16 protein-coding genes are annotated in these 14,053 nt (G+C 64.8%); 10 read left to right on the plus strand and 6 right to left on the minus strand.

Translation table 11 applies throughout. The features are described 5' to 3' along the window. Positions 1-73 precede the first annotated feature (73 nt). The 6 genes from OW521_RS23205 to OW521_RS23230 all read left to right on the plus strand — a co-directional run bounded on the left by OW521_RS23205 (position 74) and on the right by OW521_RS23230 (position 4,910). Complete coding sequence (locus tag OW521_RS23205) at positions 74-847, plus strand: glycosyltransferase family 2 protein (RefSeq protein WP_268021800.1); 774 nt, start codon at positions 74-76, stop codon at positions 845-847. After that, the gene (locus OW521_RS23210) at positions 844-1,551 is read left to right on the plus strand and encodes a TIGR04282 family arsenosugar biosynthesis glycosyltransferase (protein WP_268021801.1); all 708 of its coding nucleotides are present in this window, start codon (positions 844-846) and stop codon (positions 1,549-1,551) included. The genes OW521_RS23205 and OW521_RS23210 overlap by 4 nt, the downstream gene beginning before the upstream one ends. Then, positions 1,548-2,279, plus strand: a complete 732-nt coding sequence (locus tag OW521_RS23215) for a class I SAM-dependent methyltransferase (RefSeq protein ID WP_268021802.1) — start codon at positions 1,548-1,550, stop codon at positions 2,277-2,279. The genes OW521_RS23210 and OW521_RS23215 overlap by 4 nt, the downstream gene beginning before the upstream one ends. Further along, complete coding sequence (locus tag OW521_RS23220) at positions 2,276-3,805, plus strand: glycosyltransferase 87 family protein (protein ID WP_268021803.1); 1,530 nt, start codon at positions 2,276-2,278, stop codon at positions 3,803-3,805. The genes OW521_RS23215 and OW521_RS23220 overlap by 4 nt, the downstream gene beginning before the upstream one ends. Positions 3,806-3,934: 129 nt before the next feature. Beyond that, positions 3,935-4,348: a hypothetical protein gene (locus OW521_RS23225; protein ID WP_268021804.1), complete on the plus strand. Its 414-nt coding sequence runs from the start codon at positions 3,935-3,937 to the stop codon at positions 4,346-4,348. A 133-nt stretch (positions 4,349-4,481) separates the two neighbouring features. After that, positions 4,482-4,910, plus strand: a complete 429-nt coding sequence (locus OW521_RS23230; protein ID WP_268026078.1) for a dihydrofolate reductase family protein — start codon at positions 4,482-4,484, stop codon at positions 4,908-4,910. 11 nt (positions 4,911-4,921) lie between these two features. Here OW521_RS23230 and OW521_RS23235 read toward each other — a convergent pair whose 3' ends face one another. Next, positions 4,922-5,311 carry a carboxypeptidase-like regulatory domain-containing protein gene (locus OW521_RS23235; RefSeq protein ID WP_268021805.1) on the minus strand — a complete coding sequence of 130 codons (390 nt, stop codon included), beginning with the start codon at positions 5,309-5,311 and terminating at the stop codon, positions 4,922-4,924. A 190-nt stretch (positions 5,312-5,501) separates the two neighbouring features. On the opposite strand from OW521_RS23235, the gene OW521_RS23240 reads away from it, so the two are divergent. Then, positions 5,502-6,575, plus strand: coding sequence for a DNA polymerase IV (locus OW521_RS23240; RefSeq protein ID WP_442781195.1), 1,074 nt, complete (start codon positions 5,502-5,504; stop codon positions 6,573-6,575). Between the two features lie 42 nt (positions 6,576-6,617). On the opposite strand, the gene OW521_RS23245 is transcribed toward OW521_RS23240, so the two are convergent. Further along, entirely contained in the window at positions 6,618-7,520 is a 903-nt protein-coding gene (locus OW521_RS23245; RefSeq protein WP_268021806.1) for a MurR/RpiR family transcriptional regulator, read from the minus strand. 148 nt (positions 7,521-7,668) lie between these two features. On the opposite strand from OW521_RS23245, the gene OW521_RS23250 reads away from it, so the two are divergent. The 3 genes from OW521_RS23250 to OW521_RS23260 are packed head-to-tail and all read left to right on the plus strand — an operon-like array spanning position 7,669 to position 10,722. Further along, complete coding sequence (locus OW521_RS23250; protein ID WP_268021807.1) at positions 7,669-9,042, plus strand: MFS transporter; 1,374 nt, start codon at positions 7,669-7,671, stop codon at positions 9,040-9,042. Continuing rightward, positions 9,035-9,508 carry a GAF domain-containing protein gene (locus tag OW521_RS23255; protein WP_268021808.1) on the plus strand — a complete coding sequence of 158 codons (474 nt, stop codon included), beginning with the start codon at positions 9,035-9,037 and terminating at the stop codon, positions 9,506-9,508. Before OW521_RS23250 ends, OW521_RS23255 begins: the two co-directional genes overlap by 8 nt. Further along, complete coding sequence (locus OW521_RS23260) at positions 9,505-10,722, plus strand: metal-dependent hydrolase family protein (RefSeq protein WP_268021809.1); 1,218 nt, start codon at positions 9,505-9,507, stop codon at positions 10,720-10,722. Before OW521_RS23255 ends, OW521_RS23260 begins: the two co-directional genes overlap by 4 nt. A 116-nt stretch (positions 10,723-10,838) precedes the next feature. Here the strand turns inward: OW521_RS23260 and OW521_RS23265 are convergent, their stop codons facing one another. The 4 genes from OW521_RS23265 to OW521_RS23280 are packed head-to-tail and all read right to left on the minus strand — an operon-like array spanning position 10,839 to position 14,053. Further along, entirely contained in the window at positions 10,839-11,960 is a 1,122-nt protein-coding gene (locus OW521_RS23265) for a ring-opening amidohydrolase (RefSeq protein WP_268021810.1), read from the minus strand. Continuing rightward, entirely contained in the window at positions 11,950-12,738 is a 789-nt protein-coding gene (locus OW521_RS23270; RefSeq protein ID WP_268021811.1) for an amidase family protein, read from the minus strand. The genes OW521_RS23265 and OW521_RS23270 overlap by 11 nt, the downstream gene beginning before the upstream one ends. A gap of 2 nt (positions 12,739-12,740) precedes the next feature. After that, positions 12,741-13,358, minus strand: a complete 618-nt coding sequence (locus OW521_RS23275; RefSeq protein ID WP_268021812.1) for an amidase — start codon at positions 13,356-13,358, stop codon at positions 12,741-12,743. Further along, on the minus strand, positions 13,355-14,053 hold the full coding sequence (locus OW521_RS23280; RefSeq protein WP_268021813.1) for a GntR family transcriptional regulator: 699 nt from the start codon (positions 14,051-14,053) through the stop codon (positions 13,355-13,357). The genes OW521_RS23275 and OW521_RS23280 overlap by 4 nt, the downstream gene beginning before the upstream one ends.

Here is a 14,053-nt window from a genome sequence, read left to right on the forward strand (position 1 = left end):
GGCCTGGGGCTTCTACGGTCAAAGGGTGGAGAAACAGCAGAGTGGTTCGCGCGGTTCGCAGGATGGAATCGGTTTGGAAAGCAGCCAGGGCGGACCAGGCGAGGACTTCGGGGAGCTACCCGTGTTGGTGGATGTGGTGTTGCCCTGCCTCAACGAGCGCTCGGCCCTTCCCCAGGTGCTGATGGCCCTGCCGCTTGGATACCGGGCGATCGTCGTGGACAACGGATCCACCGACGGCTCCGGTGCGCTGGCCGCCAGTCTGGGCGCGACCGTCGTCGACGAACCGAGGCGCGGCTTCGGCGCCGCAGCGCATGCCGGGCTGTTGGCTTCCACTGCGGAGTTTGTAGCCTTTTGCGATTGCGATGGTTCCTTGGACCCGGCCCAACTGGCCCCGATGCTGGAGCTCGTCCGCGCAGGGCAAGCCGATCTGGTGCTGGGTGCCCGGCATCCGGCCCCCGGTGCCTGGCCGATCCACGCCCGCCTGGCCAACATGGCCCTGAGCCGGCGGTTGCGCCGGCTGACGGGGATCCCTGTCACGGATCTGGGTCCCCTTCGACTGGCTCGGCGCAGCGCGTTGCTAAGACTGGACCTCACAGACCGGCGCAGCGGCTATCCGCTGGAAATGTTCCTCAAAGCCCACCGCGACGGCTGGCGTGTAGCCGAGGTCCCGGTCGCCTATGCGCCACGGCTGGGGAAGTCCAAGGTGACGGGGACGCTGCGCGGAACCCTTACGGCCCTCAAAGACATGGGGACGCAGTTGGCGGCAGCTTCGCGGCAGGCGTCGGGGACGAAGGACGGCGGGCCGGCGGATGGACCTTCGGCCGATGCCCAAGGAGCGACGCCGTGAATCTCACCATCGCCGTGATTGCCAAAGAATGTATCCCGGGCATGGTCAAGACGCGCCTCACTCCCCCGCTCACCCAAGAGCAGGCCGCAGCCCTGGCCCAGACCAGCCTCAGCCAGACGCTGGACACGGTACGATCCCTCCCCGCGGCCAGGCGTTTGCTGGTGTTCGAGGGGACGCCTGGCAACAGGGACGCTGCTGGTTTTGAGGTGCTTGCCCAGAGTGCCGGCGGGCTGGACGAGCGGCTGGCAGCCATCTGTTCGCTCGCGACCGGCCCGCTGCTGATTCTGGGTATGGACACCCCCCAGCTGTGCCGGGACCAGCTGGTCCCGCTGCTGGCGGACTGGTCAACGCCCGCCCCGGCACCACGCCGCGACGCGTGGCTCGGCCCGGCGTCGGACGGCGGCTTCTGGGCCTTGGGCCTGCACCGGCCCGACGGCGGCCTGATCCGCGGCGTGGAAATGTCCACTCCGCAGACCGGGGCGCATCAATTCGCCCGGCTGGCCGACGCCGGCCTGGACGTGGGGCTGCTCCCCGTCTTGAGGGACGTCGACCACTTCGCCGATGCCCTGGTTGCCGCGCGAAAATGCAGCGGCACCCCGTTTGCCCGCGCGGTGGACCGCCTTGCCAGAGGACTGCCAGCGCCAGAGGGGCCGGTTGGGGTGCCCTCTGAAGTGGCGCCCAACCGATCGGCGGCCCTGCGATGAGCATCCAGACAGCCCCCATCGGGGGTGCCAAGGCCGCAGTCCCTTTTGCCGGCACCCGTCCGGTTGCCCAATTTGGCCAAGGTGGACACGAACCGTACGCACGCTGCCTGCCCCTCGGCCTGGGGCGCCTGACGTTGCGTCCGGAATCTGCCATGCCGGGGTCCAGCGGGCATGTCACCTTCAGCATGCTCCGCTGGTCCGCCCCGGCCACTGCGGACGAACGCGATCTGTTGCGCACCCTTCGGGGGCCGATTCTCGATGTGGGCTGCGGCCCCGGCCGGATGCTTGAGGCCGCCCGGGAGCTGGGACTGGCGTCGATGGGCGTCGATTTGAGTGCCGCCGCGGTACGGCTGGCCACCGACCGCGGCGGCGCTGCCATCCTTGGCTCCATCTTCGACCCGGTCCCGCACGAGCGCGGCTGGGGTTCGGCTCTTTTGCTGGACGGGAACATCGGCATCGGCGGAAATATCCGGGTGCTGCTGGAGCGCGTTGCCTCACTGTTGTCGCCGGGCGGGCAGGTGCTGGCAGAGGCGGAAACCCCGGACGACCTTGATGTGGCCTATCTGGCCGTGCTGGAGGATTCAGATGGGCATGCCAGTGCCGCCTTTCCCTGGGCCCGTGCCGGCGCAAGTGCGCTGGCCCTCCACGCGGCCCGGGCCGGGCTCGATTGCGTTGCCAAGCGGACCTTTCAGGGCCGCGTCTTTCTGACCTTGGAATTGCGACCATGAAATCCGACAGCGGCCACCGCCGCAGCCACCACCGGGACAAGCCAGAAGACACCCAGGGCCTGCGCACAATGCCTGGTTGGACGGGGCACCGCCCGTCGCCCGGAGGCCATGCGACCGGCCCGGTCGGGAACGGCTCGGCGAGGAAAAGGCCACCGCACCCTGGTGCCGCGGCTGAGGCGGTGGCGCTGTCTCTGATAGCACTGCTGGCCGGCGTCGTCTGGTGGACGGTCACTACGGATCCATCAGCAGAGTGGGTGTCCCCTGTTGGCACCCTGGCCGCCTGGGCCCTCTTCGTTCCGGCAGCACTGGTTGCACGCCGGATCCCGGGACGGCACGCTGCCGCCGTCGTGCTCCTGGGCTCCCTGCTGGTGGGAGCCGCGGCTATCGCCGCACCGCCCGCCACCAGCAACGATTCCGCCCGCTATGCGTGGGACGGCATCATCCAGAAAGCCGGAATCTCGCCGTACGCCCACGTTCCGGCGGACGACGCGCTGCGGCCACTGCGTCCGGCATGGCTGTTCCAGGATGCCGGGCCGGACGGAACCTGCCATACCAATCCCTTCCCCACGGGCACCGAGACCTCCACCAACATTCCCAGCGGCGGCACCCTGTGCACGGCCATCAACCGGCCAACCGTGCCCACCGTCTATCCGGCCGTGGCGGAGCTGTATTTCCTGGCCGTGCGGCTCATCCCCCGTTCCGAGGTCGGGTTCATTGCCTTCCAACTGACGGGGCTGCTCCTCAGCCTCTCCATAACGGTGGCGCTGCTGGCGTTCCTGCGCCGCACCGGAAGACCCGCACACCAGGCGGTCTGGTGGGCGTGGTCTCCGCTGGTCGCCTTTGAAGCCATCAACGGCGCCCACGTGGACACGCTCGGCGCGGCCCTAGCCCTGGCGGCAGCGCTGCTGTTGGTGGGTGGGCGCGCACTCGGGTCCGGAATAGCCTTTGGCGCGGCCGTGGCCACCAAGCTCATTCCCGCCATCAGCGCCCCGGCCCTGCTGTACCGCCGGCCGGTCCGCTTCGTGGCTGCGGCCGTGGCCACGTTTACCGTGGCGTACGTGCCGTATGTCCTCGCCAGCGGTTGGGCAGTACTCGGCTACCTGCCCGAATACCTTCGCTCGGAGGGGTACGACGGGCAGGACAGCCCGCGTTTCACGCTGCTGAAACTAGTGCTCCCGGCTAGCTGGGCAGGGCCGGCAGCCCTGGTGCTACTGCTGGGTCTGGCCTACTACGTGTGGCGGACCACCAACGCCACCCGGCCCTGGGACGGGCAGGTCTTGATGGTCGGAGGAACGCTTCTGATCGTTTCGCCCAGCTACCCCTGGTACGCACTGCTGCTCCTGCCGTTCGTGGTGCTGAGCCGTCGTTACGAGTTCACCGCCATCGCCCCCGTGCTGGCCATGATGTATTTCACCGGCGCCGAACCTTACGGCCAGCTAACTGCGCGGCTGGGCTTGGGTGCCGTCGCCGTGCTCTTGGTGGTTGCCACGGTGGCGCGACGACGGCCGCAGCAAGCAACGACGTAGCCACGGCGCCGGCGAGGCACGTTCCAGTTCAGCCAGCTGCATGCGGGAATCTTGCCGGGGTCCCGTCCGTTCTCATCGCATGGCCTGCCTCGGAGGCGTGGACAAGTAACGGAAGTTTGGGGACCGACCATGACATTGAATGAAACAATTGCCCGTCTACGGGCCGGACATCTCATGGTCCGCGATGCCCAAGAGTGGGACGAGCTATCCACGAACCTGGGACGCGCTTACGACACGAAAGACGACGAACTCATTGAACAGCTGCGGCCACCGTTTCTCCAGTCATGGAGGACCGTCACAAGATACGTCCTCCGCGACACATTCGAGGCAGCAGGCATCGCAGTCACCGACCCCAGCCACCCTTGGGGAATCGCAACGCTCACCGCGAAGGGAACCAGCTGCGAGCCACTCCTCTGCCGCGCCGACTCTGTGGACACTGAAAGGACAGAGTCCGTGTATGGTGGACTCCGCCTGCTCACTTTCGCGGACGCAATGAGCAACTACGCCGACTGCCTGACGCGCCTGTTCGACGAGCTGGACTGACCGGGCCGACCCGGGGAAGGAGCCGCCGTCGAACTCTTGCTTTCGCGCAGAGCACGCCGAAGGATGGGACGGGTGGATGTGATTCCGCGGCATCCTCCTCGACGCGCTTCTCCTCGGCCGGAAGACCTACGACATCTTCGCTGGCTTCTGGCCGACTGCCCCGGCCGATGACCCGATCGCCACCCGGTTCAACACCGTCCCGAAGTATGTCGCATCACACACGCTGACCGACCCCGACTGGGCCGGGACGACCGTGCTGACGAATGTCGGAACCGAGGTCCGCGAGATCCGCGAGCGCTACGACGAGACCCACGTCATCGGCAGCGGTGGCCTCCTCCAGACCCTCCTCACCGAGGACCTCGTCGACCGGCTGAATCTCTGGCTGTACCCAGTGACTTTCGGCAGAGGCAAGCGGATCTTCCGCGACGGCACCGTTCCCTCCGCCTTCGCAGTCGCCCAGCCGCCGCGGGCCTTCCCGAAAGGCGCAATCTGGCTCGTCTACCAGCGCGCGGGCGATGTGGTGCTAGGCGTCGACATCGAGGCGGCGCGCAAAGAGACATGACAGGGGCTTGCCTAGCGAATCCCGCTGTCCACAACCAGCGTGATGTGAACGGGAGTTTGTGAGATGACCACTTGCTCGCTGGCCGTCGAAGCGTAACCGCCCACGTTGCTCGTTTTGATGACGTAGAGACCGTCAGGCAGCGTGAGGTTGAAGGCACCCGCGCTGTCGGTCAGTGTTGAGCCCCGCACCACTTCCCGATCCAAGGCGACAACCGTGGCCCCTGACAGTGGGCGCGGCGGACACTCCTGACCAATACGTTCCACGGGACACACCGGGGCGGTCAGCACGGAGCCGGTAACAACGCCGGAATGCCCAATGCCCGGGCCGCTTTGACCAGCGCACCCACACAACCACATGACCGCGGCCAACAAGGCCCAGCCGAACCGCTTCACTTCACTCACCAACGTTCCAGCACAACACGATGTTCCCAGCCGCCCGTCGGCTCGCGGCGGCGGACCCGTGCCTTGGACCGGCCAATGTGGCCGCCAGAAGGCTCGACGATTTGTACACAACACCGAGTATCCACCCTGCCGGGCCACCGGGAGCCTCCGAACCCATGCTAGCCAGGGATATCTAAGGCAGACTGGTGGCGTGAGCGGAATCCGGTGGGTGCTGCACGTCGATCTCGACCAGTTCATCGCGGCTGTCGAAGTGCTCCGCCGGCCGGAGCTTGCGGGCAAGCCGATCATTGTGGGCGGTCGGGGCGACCCCACGGAAAGAGCTGTGGTGTCTACCGCATCCTACGAAGCCCGGGCGTTCGGCGTGGGTTCCGGAATGCCCTTACGCATCGCGGCCCGGAAAGTGCCCGACGCCGTGATCCTGCCCGTCGATCACGAGGCTTACCTCGCGGCGTCTGAAACGGTGATGGCTACCCTGCGCGCGCAGCCCGGCGCCACCGTGCAGGTGCTGGGTTGGGATGAAGCCTTTGTAGGCATTGAGACGGAGAATCCGGAAGCGTACGCCCGGCAGGTGCAGGCCGCTGTCCTGGAACGAACGCAGTTGCATTGCAGCGTGGGCATCGGCGACACCTTGGTCCGGGCCAAGGTCGCCACCGGTTTCGGCAAGCCGGCCGGCATCTTCCGTCTCACTGCCGGGAACTGGCTTGACGTCATGGGCAGCCGGCCCACTAAGGACCTGTGGGGCGTCGGAACCCGAGTGTCGGCCCGGCTTGCCAAGCTCGGCATCAACACAGTCGCCAAGCTCGCCGCAGCCGACCCCCAAGACCTGGTCCCGGAGTTCGGCCCCAGGATGGGTCCTTGGTACGCGCAGCTCGGACGCGGGGACGGCGCCAGCGTTGTGGACGACACTCCGTGGGTTGCCCGCGGGCATAGCCGGGAGACCACCTTCCAGCGGGACCTGACCGAGCCAACCCAGGTGGACGACGCCGTGAGGGAGCTGACAGCGCGCGTGCTGGAGGATGTTGTGGCCGAAGGACGGCCCGTGGTTGGGCTGACCCTCAAGGTTCGGTACGCGCCGTTCCTGACCACGACGCACGCGAGGAAGATTGCCGAGACATTCGACCGGAACGAAATCCTCGCGCGCGCCTTGGACCTCGCGGCCGGAATCGAAGCGGGCCGTCCGATCCGGCTCCTGGGCCTGCGGGCCGAAATGGCAATGCCCGACGATGCCCGAAAGGGACATACGCCGACGCGCGGAGGTTGGTGACGGCGTCGCTCCCTTCCTTACCCGCGCGGATGCTGACGGATCTCAGAACTGCGGCGGGATGCTGGGTATGGAGCGGTGGAGCATCTTGAATGCCCGCCACGAGGCTTCCATCTCGATCAGGCTTTGACGAGTGCGTTCGGGGTCAAGCCTGGCGAGGCTCGCGACGATCCCCTGCTGGACGGCCATGGCCGTCGCCAACGATGGGAAGAAGGACGTGCCTTCCGCCGGGACGAGGATGACTTCGTCGGCGCATTCTTCGAGTGCTGGCGGGAGGCTGTCCGTCATGACGACGATCTTCGTTCCCCGTGCATGGGCTTCCACGGCGGCGGTCACGGCCACGTCATAGATCCGCCAGTAGGAACACACGATGAGTACATCCGAGGGCCCCATCTGCACGACGGTATTGGCCATGGTCGCCGGGACATCGAGCAGTCCACGGGCCGGGTACCCGGCGATTTGGATGTTGTGGTTAAGGGCGTGCCCGACCGCGGCGAAGCTGCCCTGTGCGGTGACATAGATGCTTTCCGCGGCGGCCAGCATTCGGACGACCCGTTCAATTTGATGCTCGTCGACGTTGCGCAAGGCGGCGGAAACTGAATCCGCGTCCCAGCGGAGCGATGCCTGAAACGGTGAATCAGAGCTCTTGTGTGCTCGGTCTACCTCCATGACCGAAAGATTCGCCATGTACCTGACGCGCAGCTCCCGTTGGAGATCCGGCCAGCCTTTGTAGCCGAGCCGCTGGGCCAGCCTGGTGACACTTGAGACGCTCGTCCGCGCTTCTTCGGCCAGCTCAGAGGCCGTCATGTAGCTTGCCGTGTCGGTCCGGGCCAGGATATTGCCAAGCACCAGGTTGCCGGCCCGGCTCAGCTTCTGCTTCGAGGACAACCGCCTGAGCCACGTGCCGACGGAATCCGGATCGGTGTCCCCGTAAATTGTGTCTGACATCGCACTCCCGACGCTGGCATCCATAGATGGAAACGACGCTACAGCAAGTTTTTGAGAGTTTATTTGCAGAATTCCGTTGACTGCAAGAATCTTTGCACATAGCGTGTGCATACCTTGTAAGCACCGTTGTATCGGCACAGGAGTAACAGTGACCCTATCTGCCCGTCTCGACAGACTTCCCCTCAGCCGCCCGCATTATCTCCTTTTGCTCATCGGAGGGTTGGGCTACACCTTCGACGGAATGGATGGCGCCGTAGTCGCGTTCCTCATGCCGACTATCAAAACCGCCTTCGCCTTGGACAACAGCCAACTTGGCCTCGTGGCATCCGCGTCTCCGTTCGGCTTCCTGTTCGGCGCCATCATCGCCGGTTATCTGGGCGACAGGATCGGCCGCAAGAAGGTCATGATGTACTCCCTCGTTGTCTACGCGGTGGCATCACTCGTTGCGGCACTGGCCGGGAACTTCGAAGTCTTCCTGATCGCCAGGATCGTCACGGGCCTTGGCGGCGGGGCGGAAAGCGCGATCATCGCCCCGTTCCTGTCCGAATTCGTTCCAAGCCACCGCCGAGGATGGTTCATTGGGGCCCTGGCCGGCTTCTTCTCGTTCGGCTTCGTGGCCGCTGCCCTGATCGGACGGTTTGTTGTCCCACTACCGGAGGGCTGGCGCTGGGCGCAGGTCATCACCTTTTTGCCCATCGTCATGGTGCTCTGGTGGAGAAGAAGCGTCCCTGAGTCTCCTCGCTTCCTGATCAACAATGGCGAGATACAACGCGCCGAGCACATCGTGGAGTCCTTCGAACAAAAAGTCCGTGCCGCGACCCGCGCGGAGCTACCGCCGGTGGAGGAGTCCAGAATCCTGGAACTCGAACCGGAAAAATACTCCTTGCGCAAGGCCCTGGCCTACTTGTGGGGACCCAAAATGTGGCGGACTACCGCAGTCACCTGGCTCATTTGGTTCGTCATCACCTTCTCTTACTACGGCTTCTTCTCCTGGATCCCGACCCTGCTCGTGGCCAAGGGCCTCACGGTCACCAAGAGCTTCGACTTTTCACTCTTCATCTATCTGGCCCAGATCCCCGGTTATTTCAGCGCCGCGTGGCTGAGTGAACGGCTGGACCGCAAGCACACGATTGCCATCTACATGGTCGGCTCGGCCATCAGCGCCTTCTGGCTCAGTCAAATGGCCGATCCGGCAATGATCACAATGGCCGGAGTGTTCCTCTCCTTTTTCCTCAACGGCACCTACGCAGGAGTGTACGCCTACACGCCCGAAGTCTTTCCGACCTGGCTGCGGGCAACCGGCGTGGGCCTGAGTTCCTCCTTCGGCCGCGTCGGATCCATCACGGCACCACTGATCATCGGCGTCTTCGCCGCCCAGTGGGGCTTCGCCGGAGTCTTCGGTATGACAACAGCCGTCCTGGCCGCGGGCGTGATCTGCACCCTTCTCTTCGCCGTCCGGACCGCCGGGCGCTCGCTCGAGGAAATCACCGTGACGGAAGTCCTGGAACCCCAGCGTGGATAGGACACCGAAGGCGTCCGGCCAGCTCGAGTCCCTCGCGGAGATCGGAGCAGAAGTAAACGCCACAGTGGGCGCCCTGCTCTTCACAATATTGGGCTTCACTGATGACGGCCGCACCATGGTCCGCCTGTATTCATCCATACCGGCGTCATACCCTGTGGGCGGCAGGAAAGACATGGCCAAGGATGTGTCCCCGGCGTGGGCCGCGGTCTTCGTCGGCGGACACACGCCCTATTTCGGCAGGACCAAAGAGGACGTCCGGCAGATTTTCGGCGATCACGAACTGATCGACAGCCTTGGCTGCGGTTCTGTCATCAACGTCCCCGTTACGGACGAAGGAATTCTCATCGGCGCGCTGAACCTGCTGAACCCGGAAGGGCTCTACGCAGACGCTGACGTCCTCACAGCCGCGGATATCGCCGCCAGGTCCCAAAACGCCATTCGAACAGCACTCCAGGAGATGACATGAGCAGCGATCTGAGCATTACCAACGCACACTACCTCGACGTAGCCGCCGGCATCTACCGGGACGGCGACATCCAGGTTGCCAACGGGATCATCACAGGAATCGGCAAGAGCCAGGCCCCCCGGACCGGACCCACATACGACGCTAAAGGAAAGTTCGTCCTGCCGGGACTGATCGATTGCCACGTCCATCTGACGGCCATTACGGCGGATGTCTCGGCGATGGCCACATGGTCCCCCGCCTACGTCGCCTTCGGTGCGGCGAAGGTGATGGGTGCCATGCTGGACCGCGGATTCACCACGGTTCGTGACGCGGCCGGGGCCGACTATGGCTACCACGATGCCCAGGCCTCCGGCATGGTCCGTGGCCCGAAAGTATTTTTCGCTGGCAAAGCCCTCACCCAGACCGGCGGCCACGCCGACAGCCGGCAGCGGGGGCAGGACAATCACGAACATGGCTATTGCCGCGCGAGCATCGGACGCATAGCCGACGGCGTCGACGCCGTGCGCCAGGCGGCCCGCGACGAGCTCCGAAAGGGCGCTCATCATATCAAGATCATGGCGGGCGGCGGGGTCGCGTCCCCCACCGACCGGATCGATTCCACCCAATATTCCGTGGGAGAACTCCGTGCCGCCGTCGAAGAAGCCGAAGCAGCCAACAGGTACGTCACAGCGCACGCTTACACCGGCCGGTCCATCAACCGGGCGCTGAAGGCCGGCGTCCGGGGTATCGAACACGGGAACTTGCTCGACGAGGAGTCAATTGAACTCTTCAACCAATACGATGCTTTCCTCACCATGAACCTGGTGACCTACTGGTCACTCCAGGAAGAAGGCAGGGAATTCGGGCTCAGCCAGACCAACTGGGAAAAGGTCGACTCCGTACTCAACGGAGGCCTCGAGGCACTCCGCCGGGCCTACGAAGGCGGCGTCAACCTGACCTTCGGCACTGACCTGCTCGGCGGAATGCACCGGCACCAGGCCAAAGAATTCGAGATCCGCGCGAAGATCATCCCGGTCATCGACGTCATACGCAGCGCCACCACAACCGCCGCGAAACTCCTGCAACGCGAGGGCGAACTGGGCGTCATCGCACCCGGGGCAGCCGGCGACTTCATCATCACCGACCAAGATCCCCTGGACGACGTCAGCATCCTCTCAGAGTCCCGACTCGCGGCTGTCATCCAGGACGGACGCGTCGTGTCGCTGCCTGATTAAGCCTGGATCCACCGATCCCGCGGCCGGTTCACACACGTAGCCGGGTTGCCAGACATGTTGGTTCCTTCGGAAGACGGGGCCAATGCGCGGGAAGGACGGCAACAGGGACGGTTCCGCTATTCCATCATGCTGACAATTACGGCAAGCGGGTTGCCATTGGGAGGGCCTTGATGTGAGTTCCGCTCGCCGCCGCTGACGAAGACAGCGGTATGGCCTGTCAGGGAGGCAAGGAGGAAGCCGCCCATTGCCTTGGCGACGTGGTATCCCACCTGGTCGTCGAGCATGGTGATGCGTCGGCCGTCCAGCTCGGCTGTTTCGGGCATGATCATCTTTGCCAAGGCGTACACAACAGTTTTTGACGTCTCACTGACGTCGCATCCGCGTGCTACGCCAGCAGATTCGAGAGCGCCACCCACGGCGGAGGCGTCAATGATGGTCCGCATGGATCGGTGGCCGATGCGCAGTGGGCTGGAAGAGCCGGTTGAGTTGCCCAGCAACAGGACTTCGGCGTGGGTTTTCTCGCCCCCGGAGGAAGTCATGGCGACGTCCGAGTACACGGACCAATCCCTGCGGACCATCGAATCGTGTACTTGATCGTCCGTTGCCTCGCCCAAGGCGAGAGCAACGCCGAGCGCGGATCCGTCGTTGGAGTAGCAGATGGCTCCCTCAGGTCCGATCGAGACATCTCTGGTGACAGTTTCATGGCCACGGGAATTCGCATCCGCGATCGACTCGGTGGTCAGGGACGGCGCCTTGACCAGGACGAGGTGGACATCGCACGGATCCGTCAGCCCGGCGTCCTTCATGGCCGAGCTGACCGCGGACCGGACCTTGGAGATCTGGCCCATCCGCCCGATTTCCTCGGGGAGGATTTCCTCGGAGTGGGACAAGCCGACGACGAGGCGCGGACTGCTGTTGCCGGGTTTCGGCTCGGGGTCGGCCTTCCGTGTGAAGAGGGCAACGTGGGGGGTGATCACCCCGGGACTGCCGCCGGAGAGCACAATGCAGATCCGGTCGGCAATCTCTGCCGGGCTGCATCCGGTCCGCTGGGCGAGGAGGGTCCGGATTGCCAGATCGGCTGTCTCCCGGCCGACGTCCCGGCCGAGACCGGTCCCTTCGCTCTTGCCCACAACGGCGACGATGTCGGCGGGATCGATGGTTCCGGCGTCGAAGAGCTTGGCGATCTCCGAGACATCGGCGGGGGTTCGCATCTGGCATACATACACGTCAGTTCGCATCCGGGATCCTGTTCCTCAGTGTTGTGGTGCGCCCCCATTTGGACGCCTGTTCCAGCGCCGCGCCAAGAGCGAGTGCGATATCTTCCCTGAAAGGGGGCGCGACGATCTGGACGGAGATCGGCGCTCCCGAGTGGGCCGTGGCGACGGGTACGGACAAGGATGGGAAGCCGAAGAGGCTGATGGCCCGGCTGGGAGCCAGCAAGGCGAAGTTTCCTACGTTGCCCCGCAGGTCCCGCGGGACGTCAACGCTCACCGGCAGAACGAGGGCGCGCTCCCCTGTCAGCCACTGGCGAAGCTTGGCGATAATCTCCCCCCGGTGTTCCCACAGCGCGGCCCGTTCGGCCCGGCCGGGTTCCGTCCGGTTCCCCAGCATGGCCCGAACGGGGGCACCTATGAGTCCAGGGCGTGCAGTATTGAGGGCTGCGATGGTGCTCATGGAGTCCGCGGCACGAAGCAGGTCATAGACCTGAAGCCCATCGTTGACCGCCTCGGGCAAGCCCTCCTGGACACGCGTTCCGGATGACCTGAGTGCTTCGACCGCGAAAAGGACGGTTCGCACAACCTCGGGGTCCACCGGTACGTTCCCGATGTGGGTACCCCACCGGACTTCGATGTCACGCGGGTCCACTTCGCGGTAGTTTCCCAGCGGTTCGTCGACGGCGATCGGGTCGATGCCGTCTGGACCGCTGATCACCGAGAGCACCACGTGAATGTCATCGATGCTCCGGCCCAGAGGGCCGATGACCTGGACGGCATCCTGGAAGGATAATGTCTCCACTCCTAGCGGATCGGCGCCGGGAAGGGTTGGCTGCTCCCCGATCTGGGCACCCGTCCCACGGTTGGACGCAGACCGACGAGGCCAGCGCACTGCGCCGGCCAGCGGATCGAGCCGCCGTAGTCGCTGCCGAGGCCCACCAGTGACATTCCGGAGGCAATCGCCGCGGCTTCACCGCCGCTGGATCCTCCCGGCGTCCACTCTCCGAGCGGATTGGACGTCCTGCCGAACAACTCGTTGATCGTGTCCACGCCTAGGGCAAACTCCGGACAGTTGGACTTGCCCATGAGGATGGCACCTGCCGCACGCATTCTGGCCACGGCAGTTGCGTCGGTTCCAGCACTCCAGTCCTCAAGAGTCTTGGATCCGCAGGTGGTCGGGAGGTCTGCCGTCGCGAGCATGTCCTTCACGGTGAACGGGATACCGGCAAGCGGGCGGCCTGTCCCGTCCAACGCAGCAGCTTCTGCCAGGGCATCGGCACCCCGGCTGCAAACCAGGGCGTTGAGTGTGCCGTTGCGGTGTTCGATCTGGTCCACCGCAGACTTCACAAGGGCGTCATTTGCCAACTCTCCGGACCGCACCTGCGCGGTGAGATCCCGCAGGGTCACCGGGGCGGTGGTCACCCTCCAGTGCCAATCAGATCATCGAGATTTTCAAGGAGAGACGCATTGCCGTGATGGGCGATCTCGTACAGGACAGCTTCCTTGTCGCCTGTCTCGATGCTTTCCAGGAGTTGGGCATGGCGGGGGTGCATGTCTTTGCGGTCACCAAACATCTGTTCACGGAACTTCAGGTTGTACCCCATGCACAGTTCAAGCTGAAGGCGGAGTCCTTCGTAGGTGTCGATGAGCCGCTTGTGGCCCGGCAAGGAGACCAACGCCGCGTGGAAACGGCTATTGGCCTCGACCGCTGCTTCATCGTTCATTTCTTCGGCCGCGACGCGCATGTCTTCGAGGGCATCGCGCATAGGCTGGAGCCGCTTCGGGTCCAAGACCGGCATGCCCAATTCCACGGCCATCCGCTCGAGCGCGAAGCGAAGCGAATAGATCTCCCGGACGTCTTCGGCCGTGATGGGGATGACGATGAAGCCTCGCCGGGGAAGGCTCTGGACCAACCCGTCCCGTTGAAGTATCCGCAAGGCCTCTCGCAGCGGCGGCCGGCTGACGCCGAACATTTCCGACAGCCGTTCCTCAACGAGCCGTTCCCCTGGCCGGAATTCGCCGGACACGATCAGGGCCCTCAACCGCTGGACAACGGCGTCGGCCATGGTCGGGACCAGGACTTTGCTCGTGCCGGGGGCCGTTGCTTCAGCACTCAT

Source organism: Arthrobacter sp. MMS18-M83, from assembly GCF_026683955.1.
GTDB lineage: Bacteria > Actinomycetota > Actinomycetes > Actinomycetales > Micrococcaceae > Arthrobacter.